The sequence below is a fragment of the Janthinobacterium sp. GW823-FHT06H09 genome, assembly GCF_058794735.1.
Map to the genome: position 1 here is coordinate 118,781 of NZ_JBXAHC010000004.1, position 18,841 is coordinate 137,621.

At 63.1% G+C, this 18,841-nt stretch carries 16 protein-coding genes; 3 read left to right on the forward strand and 13 right to left on the reverse strand.

The features are described 5' to 3' along the window. Positions 1 to 2 precede the first annotated feature (2 nt). The 7 genes from AC1Q6X_RS07580 to AC1Q6X_RS07610 all read right to left on the reverse strand — a co-directional run bounded on the left by AC1Q6X_RS07580 (position 3) and on the right by AC1Q6X_RS07610 (position 6,344). The gene (locus tag AC1Q6X_RS07580; RefSeq protein WP_070312078.1) at positions 3 to 2,126 is read right to left on the reverse strand and encodes a sodium-translocating pyrophosphatase; all 2,124 of its coding nucleotides are present in this window, start codon (positions 2,124 to 2,126) and stop codon (positions 3 to 5) included. Between the two features lie 195 nt (positions 2,127 to 2,321). After that, positions 2,322 to 2,978 carry an adenylate kinase gene (gene adk / locus AC1Q6X_RS07585; protein ID WP_070224611.1) on the reverse strand — a complete coding sequence of 219 codons (657 nt, stop codon included), beginning with the start codon at positions 2,976 to 2,978 and terminating at the stop codon, positions 2,322 to 2,324. A 275-nt stretch (positions 2,979 to 3,253) separates the two neighbouring features. Next, positions 3,254 to 4,012, reverse strand: a complete 759-nt coding sequence (kdsB, locus tag AC1Q6X_RS07590) for a 3-deoxy-manno-octulosonate cytidylyltransferase (protein ID WP_492496185.1) — start codon at positions 4,010 to 4,012, stop codon at positions 3,254 to 3,256. 2 nt (positions 4,013 to 4,014) lie between these two features. Further along, positions 4,015 to 4,191 carry a Trm112 family protein gene (locus tag AC1Q6X_RS07595; protein ID WP_010395789.1) on the reverse strand — a complete coding sequence of 59 codons (177 nt, stop codon included), beginning with the start codon at positions 4,189 to 4,191 and terminating at the stop codon, positions 4,015 to 4,017. After that, positions 4,172 to 5,227 carry a tetraacyldisaccharide 4'-kinase gene (lpxK, locus tag AC1Q6X_RS07600; RefSeq protein WP_492496187.1) on the reverse strand — a complete coding sequence of 352 codons (1,056 nt, stop codon included), beginning with the start codon at positions 5,225 to 5,227 and terminating at the stop codon, positions 4,172 to 4,174. Before lpxK ends, AC1Q6X_RS07595 begins: the two co-directional genes overlap by 20 nt. Before the next feature lie 74 nt (positions 5,228 to 5,301). Beyond that, positions 5,302 to 5,742 (reverse strand): ExbD/TolR family protein, encoded by a 441-nt coding sequence (locus AC1Q6X_RS07605; protein WP_492496189.1) that lies wholly within the window; start codon positions 5,740 to 5,742, stop codon positions 5,302 to 5,304. After that, the gene (locus AC1Q6X_RS07610; protein WP_492496191.1) at positions 5,739 to 6,344 is read right to left on the reverse strand and encodes a MotA/TolQ/ExbB proton channel family protein; all 606 of its coding nucleotides are present in this window, start codon (positions 6,342 to 6,344) and stop codon (positions 5,739 to 5,741) included. Before AC1Q6X_RS07610 ends, AC1Q6X_RS07605 begins: the two co-directional genes overlap by 4 nt. A gap of 868 nt (positions 6,345 to 7,212) precedes the next feature. Between AC1Q6X_RS07610 and AC1Q6X_RS07615 the strand changes: the two genes are divergently transcribed. Then, on the forward strand, positions 7,213 to 7,356 hold the full coding sequence (locus tag AC1Q6X_RS07615) for a hypothetical protein (RefSeq protein WP_409026973.1): 144 nt from the start codon (positions 7,213 to 7,215) through the stop codon (positions 7,354 to 7,356). 316 nt (positions 7,357 to 7,672) lie between these two features. Next, a complete protein-coding gene (gene xseA / locus AC1Q6X_RS07620) occupies positions 7,673 to 9,034 on the forward strand; it encodes an exodeoxyribonuclease VII large subunit (protein WP_492496193.1) in 1,362 nt (453 codons plus the stop codon). Between the two features lie 94 nt (positions 9,035 to 9,128). Here xseA and AC1Q6X_RS07625 read toward each other — a convergent pair whose 3' ends face one another. From AC1Q6X_RS07625 to AC1Q6X_RS07650, 6 genes are all read right to left on the reverse strand, one after another. Next, the gene (locus AC1Q6X_RS07625; RefSeq protein ID WP_492496195.1) at positions 9,129 to 11,579 is read right to left on the reverse strand and encodes a TonB-dependent receptor; all 2,451 of its coding nucleotides are present in this window, start codon (positions 11,577 to 11,579) and stop codon (positions 9,129 to 9,131) included. Between the two features lie 86 nt (positions 11,580 to 11,665). After that, positions 11,666 to 12,739, reverse strand: coding sequence for an ABC transporter ATP-binding protein (locus tag AC1Q6X_RS07630; RefSeq protein WP_492496197.1), 1,074 nt, complete (start codon positions 12,737 to 12,739; stop codon positions 11,666 to 11,668). A 1-nt stretch (position 12,740) separates the two neighbouring features. Further along, positions 12,741 to 14,117, reverse strand: a complete 1,377-nt coding sequence (locus AC1Q6X_RS07635; RefSeq protein ID WP_492496199.1) for a GH1 family beta-glucosidase — start codon at positions 14,115 to 14,117, stop codon at positions 12,741 to 12,743. 32 nt (positions 14,118 to 14,149) lie between these two features. Beyond that, on the reverse strand, positions 14,150 to 14,968 hold the full coding sequence (locus AC1Q6X_RS07640; RefSeq protein ID WP_034751746.1) for a carbohydrate ABC transporter permease: 819 nt from the start codon (positions 14,966 to 14,968) through the stop codon (positions 14,150 to 14,152). Continuing rightward, entirely contained in the window at positions 14,965 to 15,948 is a 984-nt protein-coding gene (locus AC1Q6X_RS07645) for a carbohydrate ABC transporter permease (RefSeq protein ID WP_492496201.1), read from the reverse strand. Before AC1Q6X_RS07645 ends, AC1Q6X_RS07640 begins: the two co-directional genes overlap by 4 nt. Positions 15,949 to 15,955: 7 nt before the next feature. Then, complete coding sequence (locus tag AC1Q6X_RS07650; RefSeq protein ID WP_492496203.1) at positions 15,956 to 17,248, reverse strand: extracellular solute-binding protein; 1,293 nt, start codon at positions 17,246 to 17,248, stop codon at positions 15,956 to 15,958. 434 nt (positions 17,249 to 17,682) lie between these two features. Here AC1Q6X_RS07650 and AC1Q6X_RS07655 point away from each other — a divergent pair, with 434 nt between their 5' ends. Continuing rightward, a complete protein-coding gene (locus AC1Q6X_RS07655) occupies positions 17,683 to 18,702 on the forward strand; it encodes a LacI family DNA-binding transcriptional regulator (RefSeq protein ID WP_492496204.1) in 1,020 nt (339 codons plus the stop codon). The last annotated feature ends 139 nt before the right edge of the window (positions 18,703 to 18,841 follow it).

The following is an 18,841-nucleotide window of genomic DNA, read 5'->3' on the forward strand; positions in this document are numbered from 1 at the left end:
GTCTATTGCGCCGGCAAGCTTTGCACGGGTGTCGCCGGCGCCAGGATGGGCGGCACGGGCGCGTGGACAGGTGCCGGCGCCTTGACGGCCAGCCAGCCCGTGGCCGGCAGCAGCGGCACCAGCAGCAGGGCCACGATATTGATGATCTTGATCAAGGGATTGACGGCCGGTCCCGCCGTATCCTTGTACGGGTCGCCCACGGTGTCGCCCGTGACGGCCGCCTTGTGCGCGTCGGAACCCTTGCCGCCGAAATGGCCATCCTCGATGTATTTCTTCGCGTTGTCCCAGGCGCCGCCGCCCGTGGTCATGGAAATGGCCACGAACAGGCCCGTCACAATCGTTCCCATCAGGAGGCCGCCCAGCGCCGCCGGCCCCAGCAGCATGCCGACGACGATAGGCACCACGACGGGCAGCAGCGACGGCACGATCATTTCGCGGATGGCCGACGCCGTCAGCATGTCGACGGCCTTGTCGTATTCGGGCCGCGCCGTGCCTTCCATGATGCCCTTGATGTCGCGGAACTGCCGGCGCACCTCGACCACCACGGCGCCCGCCGCGCGGCCCACGGCTTCCATCGCCATGGCGCCGAACAGGTACGGTATCAGGCCGCCGATGAACAGGCCGACGATCACCATGGGGTTCGACAAGTCGAAGGTGATGTGCTGGCCCACGGATTCGAGCGCATGCGTGTAGTCGGCGAACAGCACCAGCGCGGCCAGGCCGGCCGAGCCGATGGCGTAGCCCTTGGTAACGGCCTTGGTCGTATTGCCGACGGCGTCGAGCGGGTCGGTGATGGCGCGCACGGAGTCGGGCAGGCCCGACATTTCCGCGATGCCGCCCGCGTTATCGGTGATGGGGCCATACGCGTCGAGCGCGACGATGATGCCCGCCATCGACAGCATCGAGGTGGCCGCGATGGCGATGCCGTACAGGCCCGCCAGCTGGTACGACACGAGGATGGCGATGCAGACGGCCAGCACCGGATACGCCGTGGACTTCATCGACACGCCCAGGCCGGCGATGATATTCGTGCCGTGGCCCGTCGTCGACGCTTCGGCGATGTGGCGCACGGGCTTGAAGTCCGTGCCCGTGTAGTACTCGGTGATGTAGACCATCAGGCCCGTGAGGACGATGCCGACGACGGTGGCGCCCAGCATCTTGTAGCGCATGGCGTCGTCGGGCCACAGCAGCCACGTGACCACGGCAAAGCCCACCAGCGACAGGCCCGCCGCCCACCACAGGCCCGTGTACAGGGCCGACATGATCTTCTTCCCGGGTGCCGTCTTGACCATCGAGCAGCCGACGATGGAGGCGAGGATGGAAACGGCGCCCAGCAGCAGCGGATAGAGGATGGCCGTGCTGCTCGCTTCGGCCATCAGCAGCGCGCCCAGCAGCATGGTGGCGATCAGGGTCACGACATAGGTTTCGAACAGGTCGGCCGCCATGCCGGCGCAGTCGCCCACGTTGTCGCCCACGTTGTCGGCGATGACGGCAGGGTTGCGCGGATCGTCCTCGGGGATGCCGGCCTCCACCTTGCCCACCAGGTCCGCGCCCACGTCGGCGCCCTTGGTGAAGATGCCGCCGCCCAGCCGTGCGAAGATGGAAATGAGCGAGGCGCCGAAGGCCAGGCCGATCAAGGGCTTGATCAGGTCATGCTGGGTCAGGCCGGGCGCGCCCGTCGTCACCAGCAGCCAGTAGAACAGGGTCACGCCCAGCAAGCCCAGACCCACGACCAGCATGCCGGTGATCGCCCCGCCCTTGAAGGCCACGTTCAATGCCTGATTGATGCCCAGGGTGGCCGCCTGCGCCGTGCGCACATTGGCCCGCACCGAGACATTCATGCCGATGAAGCCGCAGGCGCCCGACAGCACGGCGCCGATCAGAAAGCCCAGCGCCGTGTGCAGGCCGAGCAGCACATAGATGGCGATCAGCAGCGCCACGCCGACGATGGCGATGGTGCGGTACTGGCGCGCCAGATAGGCGGCCGCGCCCTGCTGGATGGCCAGCGCGATTTCCTGCATGCGCGCGTTGCCGGGATCCTGGCGCAGGATCCAGCTGCGCGACACCAAACCATAGATGACTGCGACCACGCCGCAGGCTACCGCAAACCACAAACTGGCTGCCATATCGTCCCCTTCTGTTTTTATCCGACGTCATTGCCGACAGCTGCAGACCGCACCGGGTAGGCGCGCGCAGCCAGGAAAACACGACCTGCAAAAAACTTCAACTACGAAAACGTAAGACATACAGCCATGCTTGCAGTCTGCCTGAAAAGCGGGCACAAAAAAAGCGGACACTGAGGTCCGCTTTTCAAAAACTGCTTATTCCGCCAGGGCGGCAAATGCGCTGTCGCGGATTTGCTCGACCGGACCGACGCCGGCGATACGGCGGTATTTTGGCGCGCCCGGCAGGCCGGATTTGGCCCAGTCGTTGTAGTAACCGAGCAAGACCTTGGTCTGGTTGTGGTACACGTCCAGGCGCTTCTTGACCGTTTCCGCCTTGTCGTCGTCGCGCTGGATCAGCGGCTCGCCCGTGATGTCGTCGACGCCGTCGACCTTGGGCGGATTGAATTTGACGTGGTAGACGCGGCCCGAACCCGGGTGGCTGCGGCGGCCGTCCATGCGCTCGATGATCGACTCATCCGGCACGTCGATTTCCAGCACGTAGTCGACATTGATGCCGGCATCCTTCATGGCGTCCGCTTGCGCGATGGTGCGCGGGAAGCCGTCGAACAGATAGCCATTGGCGCAATCGGCTTCCTGCAGGCGGTTCTTGACGAGACCGATCATGATGTCGTCCGACACGAGGCCGCCCGCATCCATGACTTTTTTCGCTGCCAGGCCCAGTTCGGTGCCTTCCTTGATCGCCGCGCGCAGCATGTCGCCCGTGGAGATTTGTGGAATATTGTATTTTTCTTTGATGAAGTTAGCTTGGGTGCCCTTGCCGGCACCGGGTGCTCCTAAAAGTATCAGACGCATTGAAAAGTTCCTAAAAAACAGATTTTGGATGGTGGTATGTGTAATTATTTTTAGATGATGTTGCTATGGCTATCTTTCCCTACGAAACTTACCACAAAAAATCCCTGGAACGCCAGTTTGCTGTCGAATTGCTATGCCCTGATTGATCAAAGCCAGCAATTAGCGAAGCAGGTGTTTCAAAATGTGGTTTTTTGTGGCAGGCCCCGCATAAAGTTTTTCTCGCGCACGCACGGCGCCTGAAAAACGTTCAGGGCAAGGCAGCCATGGACGTTTTCTCAGGTGGCGTGGCGGTAGTGCGCCTGCACGCGTTCCAGATCTTCCGGCGTGTCCACGCCGGCGGCCGGGGCCGAGTCCGTGACGTGCACGGCGATGGCATAGCCGTGCCACAGCACGCGCAACTGCTCCAGCGCCTCGATCGCTTCCAGAGGCGACGCGGAGAGCGTGGGATACGTTTGCAAAAATGCATTGCTGTAGGCATACAGGCCGATATGGCGCAAGGGCACGTAGCCGGCCGGCAAGCTGTCTTTCGACTGCGCGAAGCCGTCGCGGTGCCAGGGGATGGTGGCGCGCGAAAAATACAAGGCGCGGTTTGCCTTGTCCAGCACCACCTTGACGACATTCGGATTGAAGGCGTCGACCACGTCATGCAGCGGATGGGCGCACGTGGCCATGGGGACGGCGGCGCTGATCTGCGCCGCGCAGGCGGCCAGCAGGGCCGGATCGATCAGCGGCTCGTCGCCCTGCAGGTTGACGACGACGGCGTCCGGCGGCAAAGACAGCGTGCGCGCCACTTCGGCGATGCGGTCCGTGCCCGACGGATGGTCGGCAAGCGTCATGCACACTTCCACGCCGTGCGCGGCGCAGGCGTCGCGGATCGATGCATGGTCGGTGGCGACGATGACGCGCGCGGCGCCAGACAAGGCTGCCTGCTCGGCCACGCGCACCACCATGGGCTTGCCGCCCAGGTCGGCCAGCGGCTTGCCCGGCAGGCGGGTCGAAGCCAGGCGGGCCGGGATGATGACGATGAACGCCATCGTTATTCCACTGCGTCTTGCAGGGTGCGCGCTTCGTCCGCCCACATGATGGGGATGCCATCGCGGATAGGATAGGCGAGGCGGTCGGCGCGGCAAATCAGTTCCTGCGCCTTCTTATCGTGTTCAAGCGGACCCTTGCAAACAGGGCAGACCAGGATATCAAGCAGTCGAGCGTCCACGACATTTCTCCACAATTTGTTGGGCCAGCGCGCTTTCGATGCGCGCACTGACGGGGACGACCCACAGTCTCGGGTCATCTTTGAGATATTCAATTTGCGCACATTTTACTGCATCCTTCTCGGTGATCAAGATCACATCCGTGTCGAGTGCCGCAAATGGCTGGTCGAGAAAGTCGTGATGGTCGGGCAAGGGCAGTTCCGCGAAGTCCAGTCCGGCCCCGCGCAGCATGGCAAAGAAACGCCGGGGGTTGCCGATGCCGGCCGCCGCCACAATGCGCCGGCCGCCGGCCGCCAGGGTTTCAAGCGGCATGCGTTCGCTGCGGTCCGTCAAGCGCTCAGCCACCCCGCCATCGAGCCGCATCTGCACCACCAGGCCGCCCTTGGGCGCGACCTGGTCCACCAGCACCGGCGCCAGCTCGGGCGCATTGATCACCGTCACGTCGCGCCGGCGGCGCGGCGATTCGCGCAAGGGGCCGGCCGGCAGCAGCCAGCCATTGCCCGCGCCGCGGCCGTCGAACAGCACGATTTCCACGTCGCGCCGCAAGGCGTAATGCTGCAAGCCGTCGTCCGTGACGAGCACGTCGACGTCCGGGTGCGCGGCCAGCAGCGCCCTGCCCGCTTGCGCGCGGTCGCGCCCCACCATCACGGGGCAGCCGCCGCGCTGGAAGATCAGCAGCGGCTCGTCGCCCACCTGCTGCGGCGTGGAAGCAGCCGTGACGGCGCGCGGCGAACGGTCGGCGCTGCCATGGCCGCGCGAAATGACGCCCGGGCGCATGCCCGCGTCGCGCAAGGCTTGCACCAGCCAGATCGTCAGCGGCGTCTTGCCCGTGCCGCCGATAAAGATATTGCCGACGACGACGACGGGCACGGGCAGGCGCGCGGATGTCAATACGCCGGCGCGATACAGGCCGCGCCGCACGGCGCTCAGGGCGCCGAACAGCAGCGAGACGGGCCACAGCGCGCACGCCAGCGGCCCGCGCGTCAGCCAGGCGCGGGTCAATGTGGTTTCAAGCTTGGCGGGGGAGGATGTGGGCATGCGGTGAGGAGTAAAGGGCTGGGGTCTGACCCGGCGGGTCAGACCCCAATTATGTTGCCGGTAACGGTGGGAATTTACTTGCTGCCCGCCTGCGCCGCAAACGTCAGCTTTTCATAGCCGGCCAGGCGCGCCGCTTCCATGACGTGAATGACCATCTGGTGCATGGCGAACTGGTCGGCGTTGACGACGACCACGGGCGTCTGCGCGGGCGCCTTGCCGCCGTTGGCCGCCTTGGCCGCGTTCTGCAGGGCGTCGGCCAGGCCGGCCACGTCGCGGAACGAGACGGGTTCGCGGTTCACCGTGTAGTTGCCCTTGGCATCGATGGTGACGTCAATCTGCTGCGGCTTCTCCTTCGCTTGCTCGGCGTCGGCCGTCGGCAAGGTGATCTGCAGCTCCGTAAACTTGCTGTAGGTGGTGCTGACCATGAGGAAGATCAGGATCACCAGCAGCACGTCGATGAACGGGATCAGGTTGATTTCGGGGTCTTCACGCCCCTTGCCTTTGCGGAAGTTCATTTGCGGCCACTGTGAACGATGTCGACGAACTTGACGGCTTGCTGCTCCATGGCAATGACGAAGCTGTCGACGAGGGCGCGGAAATGGCGGTAGAAGACGAGGGTCGGCATGGCGATGGCCAGGCCGAAGCCCGTGTTATACAGGGCCACCGAGATACCGTGGGCCAGCTGGGCGGGATTCGAGCCGCTGGCGTTTTGCGAACCGAAGATCTCGATCATGCCCACCACCGTGCCAAACAGCCCCATCAGCGGGGCCAGGGTGGCGATCGTGCCCAGGGTCGTCAGGAACCGCTCCAGCGTGTGGGCCACGCCGCTGCCGGCCTCCTCGATCGATTCCTTCATCACTTCGCGCGGCGCGTCGACGTTGCGCAGGGCGGCGGCCAGCACCACGCCCAGCGGCGAATTGTCTTCCAGCTTGGCCACCGTGTCCGGCGTGATCTTGCCGCTGCGATATACCTGCACCACTTCATCGAACAGCTTGCGGGGCAGGATCTTGGCACGTCGCAAATACAGCAGGCGCTCGATGATCAGGGCCAGGGCGACGATGGAAGCGATCAACAACAGCCAGATGGGCCAGCCAGCGGCTTGAAATATAGCGAGCAAAAGAAACTCCTGGTAAAGGGAAGGCGATGAACCGCCCGGACAGCCTGTATTGTACCGAGCGCCGAAGACCGATGGCACGTGCGCGCAGGAATGGCGCAATGTAGCGCGTTGCCGCGCCGGCGGCAAGTGGCGCCTGCATGGTACTTGTCCACACGGCGCGGTGCGCCGGTGCTCCAGCGCACAGTTTTGCACACTTTGTGTGGATAAGATTGTGAGCAAGCATGAAGTCCAGCGCACAAGTCCTTGATTTACATGGGAATTATCATGCTGCGCAAAATACAGGCATAGCAGCTTATCGACAGTAGTCAATGTCAATAAATTAATACTTGCAGAGTTCTGCACATTTACTGTGGACAAGATTGTGCGCAAAGCCGTGGAATTCAATTAAGTCATTGATTTAAAAAGAAATTAACCCAATGCGTAAAAAAGTGGCAGACGGTGCTCAATCAGCGGCAAATGGGCCGTCAAAGTTCTGCACACAATCTGTGGACAAGATTGTGCGCAAGCACAAAGATACGCGCTAAGTACATTGATTTATATCGTTTTTATTGCCGTGCATAAAAATGTAGCAAGGGCTGGAAAGCGCGGTTTTCAGCGTCACATTTCACGGCAAAAAGGCAGTTTTCCACGGCGAACGCAGTTTCACACATAAAGTGTGGATAAGATTGTGAGCAAGCCGATTGACTCGATGCAAGAGCATTGATTTTAAAGGAGTTTTTTTCGATGCTGAAAAATAAGGCAGCGCAAGTACCTGCTCGCGCCGTGGAAAGCTCCCGGAAAAAGCAAAACGGTTTATGCGGTTTTGCACATATTCTGTGGATAAGATTGTGAGCAAGGCGCACGGTCGAACGCTAGTCCCTTGATCTATATGGCTATTTTTATGCTGCGTAAAATTCAGGCAAGCCATGCCATGGGCATTCCGGTGGATAAATCCGCTGCCGCGCGGGAGTTCTGCACATTTTTTGTGGATAAGATTGTGCGCAAGGCCATGCATGGCATACTAAGCGCTTGATTCCTATGCACTTTATTTCCGTGCGCAAAAATGTAGCAAGGCACTTTTATCGCTCAATCAGGGCCAGCCCGGCCATGTTTGTCCAAGGCAAAAAGTTCCGCACACTTTCTGTGGATAACTTTGTGCGTAAGTGGCAGGGGCTGCACTGATGTGCTTGATATTAAAGGATTTTTTCCCTGTGCACGCAAATCAGGCATACGGGAATTCATCATGAAATCAATTACTTAGAAATAGAACTTGTTGTTTTGCACGATATATGACATAAGCATGACCTCGCCGATAATATGTGGACAGTTCCCTTCCCGCTCCCAGCTTTATGATGACAGACACCCCGACTGACAGCGGCTTTGCCGTCCCGCCCGTGCTGACCGTCACCGCCCTGAACCAGGCCGTCGCGCGCCTGCTCGAGCGCTCGTTCCCGCTGACCTGGATCGCCGGAGAGATTTCCAACTTCACGCGCGCCGCTTCCGGCCACTGGTATTTCACCTTGAAGGACGATGGCGCCCAGGTGCGCGCCGTGATGTTCCGCGGCCGCGCCCAGTACGCCGGCTTCACGCCGCGCGAAGGCGACAAGGTCGAAGTACGCGCCCTCGTCACCCTGTACGGCGCACGCGGCGACTACCAGATCAACGTGGAAGCCATCCGCCGCGCCGGCGTGGGCGCCCTGTACGAAGCGTTCCAGCGCCTGAAGGAAAAGCTGGCCGCGCAAGGCCTGTTCGACCAGGAACGCAAGCGCGCCATTCCCATGTTCGCGCGCAGCATCGGCATCGTCACCAGCCCGCAGGCGGCCGCCCTGCGCGACGTGCTGATCGCGCTCAAGCGCCGCGCGCCGCACGTCAACATCATTCTGTATCCCACGCCCGTGCAGGGCCAGCAGGCGCCGGAAAAAATCGCGCACGCGATCCGCACGGCATCGGCCAGGGCCGAGTGCGACGTGCTGCTGGTGTGCCGTGGCGGCGGCAGCATCGAGGATTTATGGTCGTTCAACGATGAAGCCGTGGCGCACGCGATCGCCGACTGTTCCATGCCCGTGATCAGCGGCGTGGGCCACGAGACGGATTTCACCATCGCCGACTTCGCGGCCGACCTGCGCGCGGCCACGCCGACGGCGGCGGCCGAACTGGCGGCCACGCCGCGCGCGGACTGGATGGCTTCCCTGCGCGCCGATGCGGCCGACCTGCGCCGCGCCATGCGCCGCCGCCTCGACGACGCGGCGCAGACGCTGGACCGCCACAGCCGCCGCCTGCTCAACCCGAAGGCGCGGCTGCAGCAGCAGCGCTTGCAGCTGCTGGCCCTGTCCACGGCCATGACGCATGCGGCGCGCGCGCCCGTGAACCAGTCGCAGTACGCACTGGAACGCCTGCGCAACCGCTGGGCCGCCTTGCGGCCCGACGTCACGTCATCGCGCGCGCGCCTGCTGGAAGCGCAGCGGCGCGGCGGCGCGGCCATGGCGCAGCTGCTCAGCCAGCGGCGCCACCGCCTCGACGGCCTGGCGGCGCAGCTGGAGCTGTTGAATCCGCAGCGCACCCTGGAACGCGGCTACGCGATCCTGCGCGACGAAAAAGGTGCCATCGTGCGCTCGCCGGCGCAGCTGCAGGCGCGCCAGAACGTCAACGTGCGCCTGGCCGAAGGCAGCGCGCAGATCGGCATCGCCAGCGTGCAGGCAACGCTGGAATAAGCGCTGGAATAAAAAAGGCCGGGGAAGCTCCCCGGCCCAACACCTTCCCCTACTGAGTGGACTGCGACTGCAACTGCTCTTTCACACTACCTCATCAAAACTTCATCGACACGCGCGCGCCAAACGTGCGCGGCGCGTTGTAGAAGGCGCCGTAGATCTGCTGCGTGGGCTGGCATGGCATGCCCACGTCCGTGCAGATTTCATTGACGTCCAGCTTGACCGCCTTGTCGGTGGCGTTCTGCACGAACGCTTCCACCGTGTACGCCTTGTTCGCCGGCTGGAAGCGCAGACTCAGGTCCAGGGTCGTGTAGGCTTCCTGGCGCTTGACGCCCGCATGGCCCGGCACGTCGCCGTTGAACGCGCCCGCACCCACGTACGACATGGTTTCATAGTGCACCGAGGCGCGCGGCGTGAGCTGGCCGCCGGCCACCGTGAAATCATGCTCGTACTGGACCGTGGTGGAAAACTTCGGCGCGTGCTTCATGGTGCTGCCGCCCACGTTCACCAGTGGCGCCGTCGAGCCGCAGGACTGGCCATTCGCGCGTGCCGCATCGACGTCGCACGACATGAAGTCGTCATACACGGCTTTGAGCCAGGTGGCGTTGCCCGTCAGGCGGTCGACCTTCGTCGGCCGCCACACCCATTCCGCTTCCAGGCCCTTGACGGTGGCGCCGGCCGCATTGAAGTTGGCGAGCACGCTGTTGACCACCTGCGATTCGAGCTTGTCCTTGTACTTCATCAGGAAGGCATCGAGGTTCAGGGTCAGTTCGCGGTTCAGCAAGTCCGACTTGAAGCCGATTTCATAGCTGGTCAGCTTTTCCGGCTTGGTGGTGGCGCCGCCGTCGCCGATGGCCGGCGAATGGAAGCCCGTCGTCACGGAGCCAAACAGCAGAATGTCCGGACGCAGCTTGTACTCGATGCGGCCCAGCCAGGTGGCCTGGCCGTATTTCAGGTCGGCCGTATTGTCGCCCGGCGTATTGCCGCAGGCGGCCGCCGTGATGGCGCCGCCGGGCCCGATATTGTGCGTGTTGGCCAGGCCCGTGCCCGGCGTGACCAGCTGGCGCAGCTGGTCGGCGGTCAGCACGGTGGTGCCCAGCGGCGTGTTCGCGGGCCAGTTCGGGCACGCCCAGTTCTGGCCGCCGACGTCGAATTTATGGTCTTTCGTGTAGCGCGCGCCGGCCGTCAGCTTGATCTGGTCCGTCAGCTGCTGGCTGACCTGGCCGAACACGGCTTTCGATTTGAGCTGGCGGTCGCTCTGGATGAAGGACATGGACGACGCATACTGGCCCACGGTGGGCTGCACGAAAATCACGGCGCCGTTGGCGATATCCTGCTGCACGGCCGCCTGCGAAATCTGGCTGCGGTCGATATCGAAGCGCACCTTGTTCTTTTCGTTGAACAGGAACAGGCCGGCCACCCACTGGAACGGCGCATCGTCGTCCGAGCGCGCCTGCAGTTCGTGCGAATAGCTGTCGAACTGCGCCCAGTCGGTACGGTTTTCCGATTTGAAGCCGGGGAACAGCCCCGCATCGGCATCGTTGCTGTTCTGGCGCTTGTAGCGGCTCCAGCTGCCCAGGTACGTGAAGTCCAGCGCATCCGTCGGCTTGTAATTGAGCTTGCCCTTGTAGGTCAAAATCGACTGGTCCAGGGTGCCCGGCGTGTCGATCAGGGCCGAGCGCAGCTTCTCGCCCGTTTTCGGTTCCGCCGCCAGGTAAACGTTGCCGGCGCCCTGGTCGAGGAAGTAGTCGGCGATGAAGGTGCCGCGCAACTGCGGCGTGAACTTCCACAGCAGCGAGGCGCGCACGCCCATCTGGTCGCCGGCGCCATACTTGGCCGTGCCCGGCATGACGTTCGAGCCGCGGCGGAAGTCCACCGTGCCGTCGTGGCTATCCTTGATGGCGGCGATGCGCAGCGCCACGTCGTCGGAAAACGGAATGTTGATCATGCCCTGCGTCTGCAGGTGGCGGTAGTCGCCGACGGTGATGCCGGCCGAGCCCATGAACTTCGATGTGTTTGGCGCGGCGGAGACGAGATTGACGGCGCCGGCCGTCGAATTGCGGCCGTTCAGGGTGCCCTGCGGTCCGCGCGCCACCTCGACGTGGCTCAAGTCGTACATCAGCGCCGTGGCGCCCTGGGGACGCGGCGAATACACGCCGTCGACATAGAAGGCGACGGCCGGGTCGCCCAGCTCCGTGTGGTTGGCCGAACCCACGCCGCGCATGTAGACGTGCACGCCGCCCGAGTCGCCATGCTGCTCGACGACGAGGCTGGGCACCATGGTGACCAGCGACGCCAGGTCTTTCACTTGATTGTTTTGCAGGGTGTCCTGGTTGAAGGCGGTGACGGCCAGCGGCGTCTCCTGCACGAAGGTATTGCGGCGCGTGGCCGTGACGACGATGCGGTCCATCTGTTCGGCTGCCGGTTTTGCCGCGTCCGTGGCTGCAGCCTCCTGGGCCATGGCGGCGCCGCTGCCCAGCAAGATGAACTGGGCGAAGGTCGCATGCGCCAGGCTGAGGGCGATGGTATTGCGTTTGAGCTGTTGCATTGTTGTTGTCTCCTGTACCGCTGGTTGAATGATGATCACATAGCTCTTTGGCTACTGCTGCACATTTTTTGGGTGTCAATCTGAAGTCATGTCGCCTCCGTACGGGGTCTATGGGTAGCCACGGCGCGCCCGGCCGTGTCGAACAGAAAGGCATGGCCTTCTTCCGGCGCGAAGCCGATGGCGCTGCCCTGCGCCAGCGCGTGGCGCGCCTCGCCGTGCAGCTTGATAGCCACCGCATGCGGGCCGCCGTCGATGCGATCGTCAAGCGTCGCGTGGATGATCTGCGCATCGCCCAGCTGCTCGATCAGGGTCACCGTGGCGCCGTAGCCTTCATTGCGCGGCACCAGGCGCAGGTGTTCGGGGCGTATGCCGACCAGCATGCCCGCCGCGCCGCCAAGCTGGCTGGCCAGGGCCGGGACGGCGGCGCACGGCAAAAAATTCATGCGCAGCGCGCCGATGAAACCTGCCACGAACTGGCTGGCCGGATGGCGGTACAGGTCCAAAGGCGCGCCCACCTGCTCCAGGTGCCCACCGTGGAAGACGGCGACCCTGTCACCGAGGGTCATGGCCTCGACCTGGTCGTGCGTCACGTAGATCATCGTCGTGCCCAGTTCCTGGTGCAGCTTGGCCAGCTCGATGCGCGTCTGCACGCGCAAGGACGCATCGAGGTTGGACAGCGGCTCGTCGAACAAAAACACTTTGGGCTGGCGCACGATGGAGCGGCCGATGGCCACGCGCTGGCGTTCGCCGCCGGACAAGGCCTTGGGTTTGCGGTCAAGCAGGTGCGTGATCTGCAAAATCTCGGCCACCTTGCCGACGGCGGCGCGCACTTCGGCTTCCCCCTTGCCCGCCAGTTTCAAAGCAAAGCCCATGTTGTCGCGCGCCGTCATGTGCGGATACAGGGCATAGCTCTGGAACACCATCGCGATGCCCCGCTCGGCCGGTGCCACGTCGTTGGCCAGCAAGTCGCCGATGCGCAGCTGGCCCGCGCTGATGTCTTCCAGTCCCGCGATCATGCGCAGCAGGGTCGACTTGCCGCAGCCGGACGGCCCGACGAAGACCATGAATTCGCCGTCGTGGATATCGAGATCGAGGCCCTTGACGATTTCCGGGCCGTCGCCGTAGGTCTTGCGGATGCCGCGCAGCGAAATGGCGGCCATGTCAGTGCTCCCCGGCCAGGACCAGCTGGGCCGGTGCGTGGGACGCGCGCTGCGCGGCGATGAAATCGCGGTACCACAGGGCGCTGTCCTTGAAGCTGCGCTGCTGCGTGGCGTAATCGACGTACAGCATGCCGAAGCGCTTGGCGTAGCCCGAGTTCCACTCGAAGTTATCCATCAGGCTCCAGTAGAAATAGCCGCGCACGTCGATGCCCTGCGCGATCACGGCGCGCAGGGCATCCAGGTGCAGCCGCACGTACTCGATGCGCGGTTCGTCGTGGATCTTGCCGCCGACGGGCTTCTCGGCGACGGCCATGCCGTTTTCCGTGATGTAGACGGGCGGCAGCCGGTACTCGCGGTGCAGGCCCACGAGCAGTTCCGTCAGGCCTTGCGGATAGGTCTCCCAACCCATGTCGTTGACACCGAGCTTGCATTCGGGCTTGCGCGGCGGCGTCTCGGCGCTCATGTAAGCGCGCGTGTAGTAGTTCACGCCGAGGAAATCGATGGGCTGTTTAATATCGATGAAATCGTTTTCAAAGATAGCCAAAGCAGAAGCGTCGGCGTGTTTCAGGGCCAGGGCCGGGTAGCGGCCCTTGAAGATGGCGTCCATATACCACTGCACCGAGCGCGCATATTCGAGTTCGGCCAGTTCGCGGTCCTGGGCGCTGTCGGTGGCCGGCGTGGCCGTCCATTGATTGAGCACGATGCCCAGTTTCGCCGGCGCATTCACCGTGCGCATCGCCTGCATGGCCAGGCCGTGCGACAGCAGCAGGTGGTGCGACACTTGCACGGCGGCGGCCGGATCGGCCATGCCGGGCGCGAACTGTCCCGTGCCATGGCCCAGCACGGCCGTGCACCACGGTTCGTTGTGCGTGGCGATGCTGGCGACCTTGTGGCCGAAGCGGCGCGCCACCTCGGCCGCGTAGGCGGCGAAGTGGTAGCAGGTGGCGCGATTGAGCCAGCCGCCCTCATCCTGCAAGGCTTGCGGCAAGTCCCAGTGGTACAAGGTCAGATGGGCATCGAGACCCTTGGCGGCCAGGGCATCGAGCAGGCGCGCATAGAAATCGAAGCCCGCCTCGTTCCAGGCGCCGGAACCCGCAGGCTGCACGCGCGACCAGGACATGGAAAAGCGGTAGGCGTTGACGCCCAGGCTGGCGATCAGCTCCACGTCCTCGGCATAGCGGTGGTAATGGTCGCAAGCCACGTCGCCATTGCTGCCGTCGATGATCTTGCCGTCCGTGTGGCTGAAGGTATCCCAGATGGACGGGCCGCGGCCGTCGATGGCGGCGGCGCCCTCGATCTGGTAGGCGCTGGTGGCCACGCCCCAGGTGAAGGTGGCGGGGAAGTTGGTGTCGATGTCGTCGTTATGCATGGTGGTCATGTCAGTGTGAGGGGTTGAGATAAATGTGTGGATCAGCCTTTGACGGCACCCTGGGTCAGGCCTTCGATCAGGCGCTTCGAGGCGACAAAAAACATCAGCAGCAGCGGCAGCACGGCGATGGCGGCGCCCGTCATCAGCGCGCCCCACTCCGTATTGTTCGGCGCCTGCATGCTGCGCAGGGCCAGCGGGATCGTGTAGTTCTCGACCGAGCGCATGACGACCAGCGGCGTGATGAAATTGTTCCACGAGTTGATGAAGGTGATCAGGCCCAGGGTACCCATGGCGGGGCCGATCAGCGGTAGCACGACTCTCCAGTAGATGGCGAATTCGCCGCAGCCGTCGATGCGCGCCGCCTCGATCAGGTCCTTCGGTATCGCCGTGCCGATGTACTGGCGCATCAGGAAAATCCCCAGCGCGCCGGCCGCTCCCGGCACGTACAGGGCGCGCGGCTGGTCCAGCCATCCGAGGAAATCCATCAGCATGAAGGTCGGGATCATGTTCATGAAGGACGGGATGATCATCGAGGCCATCACCAGGGTAAACAGGGGCCGCTTGAAGCGGAACTCGTACATGGCGAAGGCATAGCCGCCCAGCGAGCAAAAGAACAAGGTCAGGGCGGTGGTCATCAAGGCCACGTACAGGCTGATGCCGATATTGCGCCAGAACGGCAGGCGCTCCTGCAGCAGTTCGAGGTTGTTCAGCAGGGCCGTGCCGAACCAGCGCGGCGGCGGCAGGCTGTAGATCTCGGCGCTCGTGTGCGTGGCGAAGACGAACATGAAGTAGAACGGCGCGACCATGATCAGGGCGCCGATGGCCACCATGGCGTAGGCCGTCCAACGCGTGGTTTTCATCGTGCCTCCTTGCGCTCATTGCGGCTGAAGATGCGGTTGTTCACCCAGGTGCTGCTGGCGATGATGAGGAACAGCAGCCAGGAAATGGCCGATGCCGTGCCGAAGTCGCCCGAGGAAAACGCCGTCTTGTAGACGAAGATGGCCGTCGTCATCACCGACTGGCTTACGCCGCTCGATTCGGCCACCAGCACGAACGATTCCTCGAACAGCTGCAGATTGCCCATGATGGTGAGGGTCACGGCCAGGTAGATCATGGGGCGCAGCTGCGGCAGGGTGATGTACCAGAACTGCTGGCGTTTCGAGGCGCCGTCGATGGTAGCCGCTTCATATAAATCCTTCGGGATGACCTGCAGCGCGGACAGGTACAGCACCAGGTTCCAGCCCAGGTAGCGCCAGAAAATCACGAAGGCGACGGCCGGCTTGATGAACAGCGAGCTGCCCAGCCAGTCGATCGATTCTGCCGGGAACAGGCCGCCCACCAGCGGCAGGCTGGCGCACCACTGGAGCAGCACATTGATCTGGCCGTAGTCGCGCGAGAACAGGGTGTTGAAGACCATGGCGATGGCCACGCTGGAGGTGATGAACGGTAAAAAGTAAATGCCGATCACCAGGTTGCGCGAGCGCTTGAAGCTGTTGTGGATGAACGCTGCCAGCGGAATGGCGACCAGGTGCTGCGGCACGCCCGAGGCCAGCGCCAGCCACAGCGTATTGCCCAGCGAGCGCAAAAACCACGGGTCGCTCAAGGCATATTTGTAGTTGTCCAGGCCCACCCACTGCATGGCTTCCACGCCGCTGGCCGCTTCCCACTGGTTGAACGACAGATAGATGGAAAACAGCAGCGGGAACAGGCTGAAGACGGCGAACAGGATGAAGAAGGGGCTGATGAAAATATACGGCGCCCACTGCTTCATGTTGTAGCGCTTCCTGGCGCGCCGCGCCGGGACGGCGGCGCGCTCGGTACAAGGCATGGAGGTAGTCATGCTGCTCCTAGCGCCGCGCGCGGTGGGTAATCAGGGCCTTGGCGTCGGCCAGGGCCGTCTTGATATCCTTGTTTTGCGCCAGCACGCTTTCCAGTTCCATATTGACGATGTCGCGCGCCACGGCGTCGAACTTGTCGACGCGGATGACGGGAATCTTCGCCGCCGTGTCGCGTGCCAGCAGGCGCGTCTTCTGGCCGCCGAAATACGCTTGCGGCTCGTCCATCATCGGGTCCGCATATGCCGCTTTCAGGGCGGGGAAGGCGCCGATCTCTTTCAGCGAGTGCAGCTGGATATCCTTGTTGACGGTCATGAACTTGATGAATTCCCACGCCTGCGTCTTGTTGGCCGCCTTTTTCGGGATGCCGTAGAAGGAGCCGCCGTAGGACGCCAGCGCGCCGGCCGGCAGGTTCGCCGCGCGCCACTGGCCCTTGGAATCGGGCGCCAGCCATTTGGCCAGGTGGCCGCTAAGCCACGATCCCATCATCTGGCTGGCCACCTTGTCGCGTTTAAAACCTTCGGCCCACTCGCCCGTCCAGGCCACGGTGCGCGCATCGATGCCAGCGATCCTGGCCGCCTTGGCCAGTTCGAAGGCCTTGACGAAGCGGGGCGAGTCGACCAGCACCTGGCCCTTGTCGCCAAAGTAAATGCCTTCGCCATCCTTCAGATTGGCGCGTATAACAATGTCGGCCAGATCGCTGGCGCCGGCCAGCAGATAGGTGCCCGTGGCGGCCTTGAGCTTCTTGCCGGCCGCGATGTAGGACTCCCATGAAGCCGTCAAGTCGGCTTCCTTGATGCCCGCCTTGTCCATCAAGTCCTTGCGGTAGAACAAAGTGCCCGGCCCCAGGTCGGCCGGCATGGCGCCCAGGGTGCCGCGCGAACTGGTCGCCTGCACGAAGGTGAACGGCACGAACTGGGCGCGGTACTGCCCTGCGCCGTAGGGCGGCAGCAAGAGGTCTTCCATGCCCTTCGATTCGGCGAAGCTGCCGACATAGCGGAAATCGATGGCCATCACGTCGGGCAGGCGCGCGCCGGCCGCCAGCGCCGTCGTCATCGAGTTATGGTGGTCGTCGATCTGCAGGCTGACCAGCTTGACCTTCACTTGCGGATACAGCTTTTCCCACAGGGGCAAGGCCGTTTTCACGGCGCGGTCCAGGTCGGGGAACGAGGCGACGGTAATCGTCGCCGGGGCCAGCGCCGGCACAGGCGGTGCGGCCGGCGGGACGGCGACGGGCGCGGCGGCCACGCTGGCGGCCAGGGTCAGCGCGGCCAGGGGGGCGGCGCCAAGGATGCTTGACTTCATTATTTCATCTCCGATTATTGAGCGTCTTCTATCTTGAAAACGTTTTCACAACATGTGTCCATTTAACACCGCAAAGAAAATCAAGTCAACCGAAAAAGTTGTCATTTTTATCGAGGGTGGTGTGGCAAGCTGCACGCCGTGGCGCGTGTTCTCCTATGAAAAAGCGCAAAAATTCGTCATTTGAGCCGCCGTTGTTTTTTGTGAAAACGTTTTCAAGCGTGGGTCGGATTAGCGTTTCAACGCGTAATCCGACAATATTGTTGGCGGCAGAGGCATGTTCCGGCGCATTGCTGGCCGTGATGTGTCGGGTTACGCCCTGCGGGCTAACCCGACCTACCCCGACCTGCGGTCGTTATCGGCCATTTATGGTAATCTTTCGATGAAAAGGTTTTCAGAGCACTGACGACCAGCCATCTTGATACCCAGGAACCGCCTTGAACGATAGCGACCACGCCGCCTCTCCCTCCACCCTGCTCGACGTGGCCCGCCAGGCCGGCGTGTCGCCCAGCACCGTGTCGCGCATCCTGAACGGCACGGCCAGGGTTTCCGATGACAAGCGCGACGCCGTGCTGGCGGCCATTGCGCACATGAAATTCGCGCCGAACCAGATGGCACAGGGCTTGAAGAAGGGCCGCTCGATGACCATCGGCATCGTGGTGCAGGATATTTCCAGCCCCTTCTTCGATGAAAGCCTGCGCGGCGTCGACGATGGGCTGAAGAACACGGGCTACGCGTCCGTCATCGTCAGCGGGCACTGGAATGCGCAGGAAGAAGCGGACCGTATCCGTCTGCTGTTGGCGCGAAAGGTCGACGGCATCATCCTGCTGTCGGGGCGCATCTCGGACGAGAGCGTGCTCGATTTCTCGCAGCAGCGGCCCATCGTCTCGACGGGCCGCCTGCTGGCCACGAAAAGCGCCATCGGCTTCAAGCTCGACAACGAATACGGTGCCTACCTGGCCGTGCGCCACTTGATCGAACTGGGCCACCGGCGCATCGCCTTCGTGGCCGGGCCCGCCAACAACACGGATGCGGCCGAGCGCCTGACGGGCTACCAACGCGCGCTGCGCGAAGCGGACATCGCCATCGACCCGAAGCTGATGGCGGAAGGCGATTTCCACGAGGCAAGCGGGATGCTGGCCATGAACCACTTGTTTGATACGCAGCAGCAATTCAGCGCCGTCTTCGCCGCCAATGACCTGTCCGCCTATGGCGTGCGCCTGTGTTTGTACCGCAAGGGCATCCGCGTGCCCGACGATATCTCGCTCGTCGGCTTCGATGACTTGCCCGGCTCGTCCTACACGACGCCGCCGCTGACGACCATCCACCAGCCCCTGTACGACATCGGCCGCATCGCCACGGAAGCGCTGCTGGGACTGATCAACGGCGAAGCCGTGCAGGCGGCGATACCTCCTCTGGAACTGATCGTCAGGGAAACTACCCGACGTGTTCGCTAGGTCTGACGCTGAACGAGAATCACTACGCCACCCGCATCCGCGACGCGTGGCGGAATCTGCAGCAATGGCGCATCCGCTTTACAATAGTGGCTCGTTCAGCAAGAATGCCTGCTTCAAGCAAGCTTGGCTCAACCCTCCG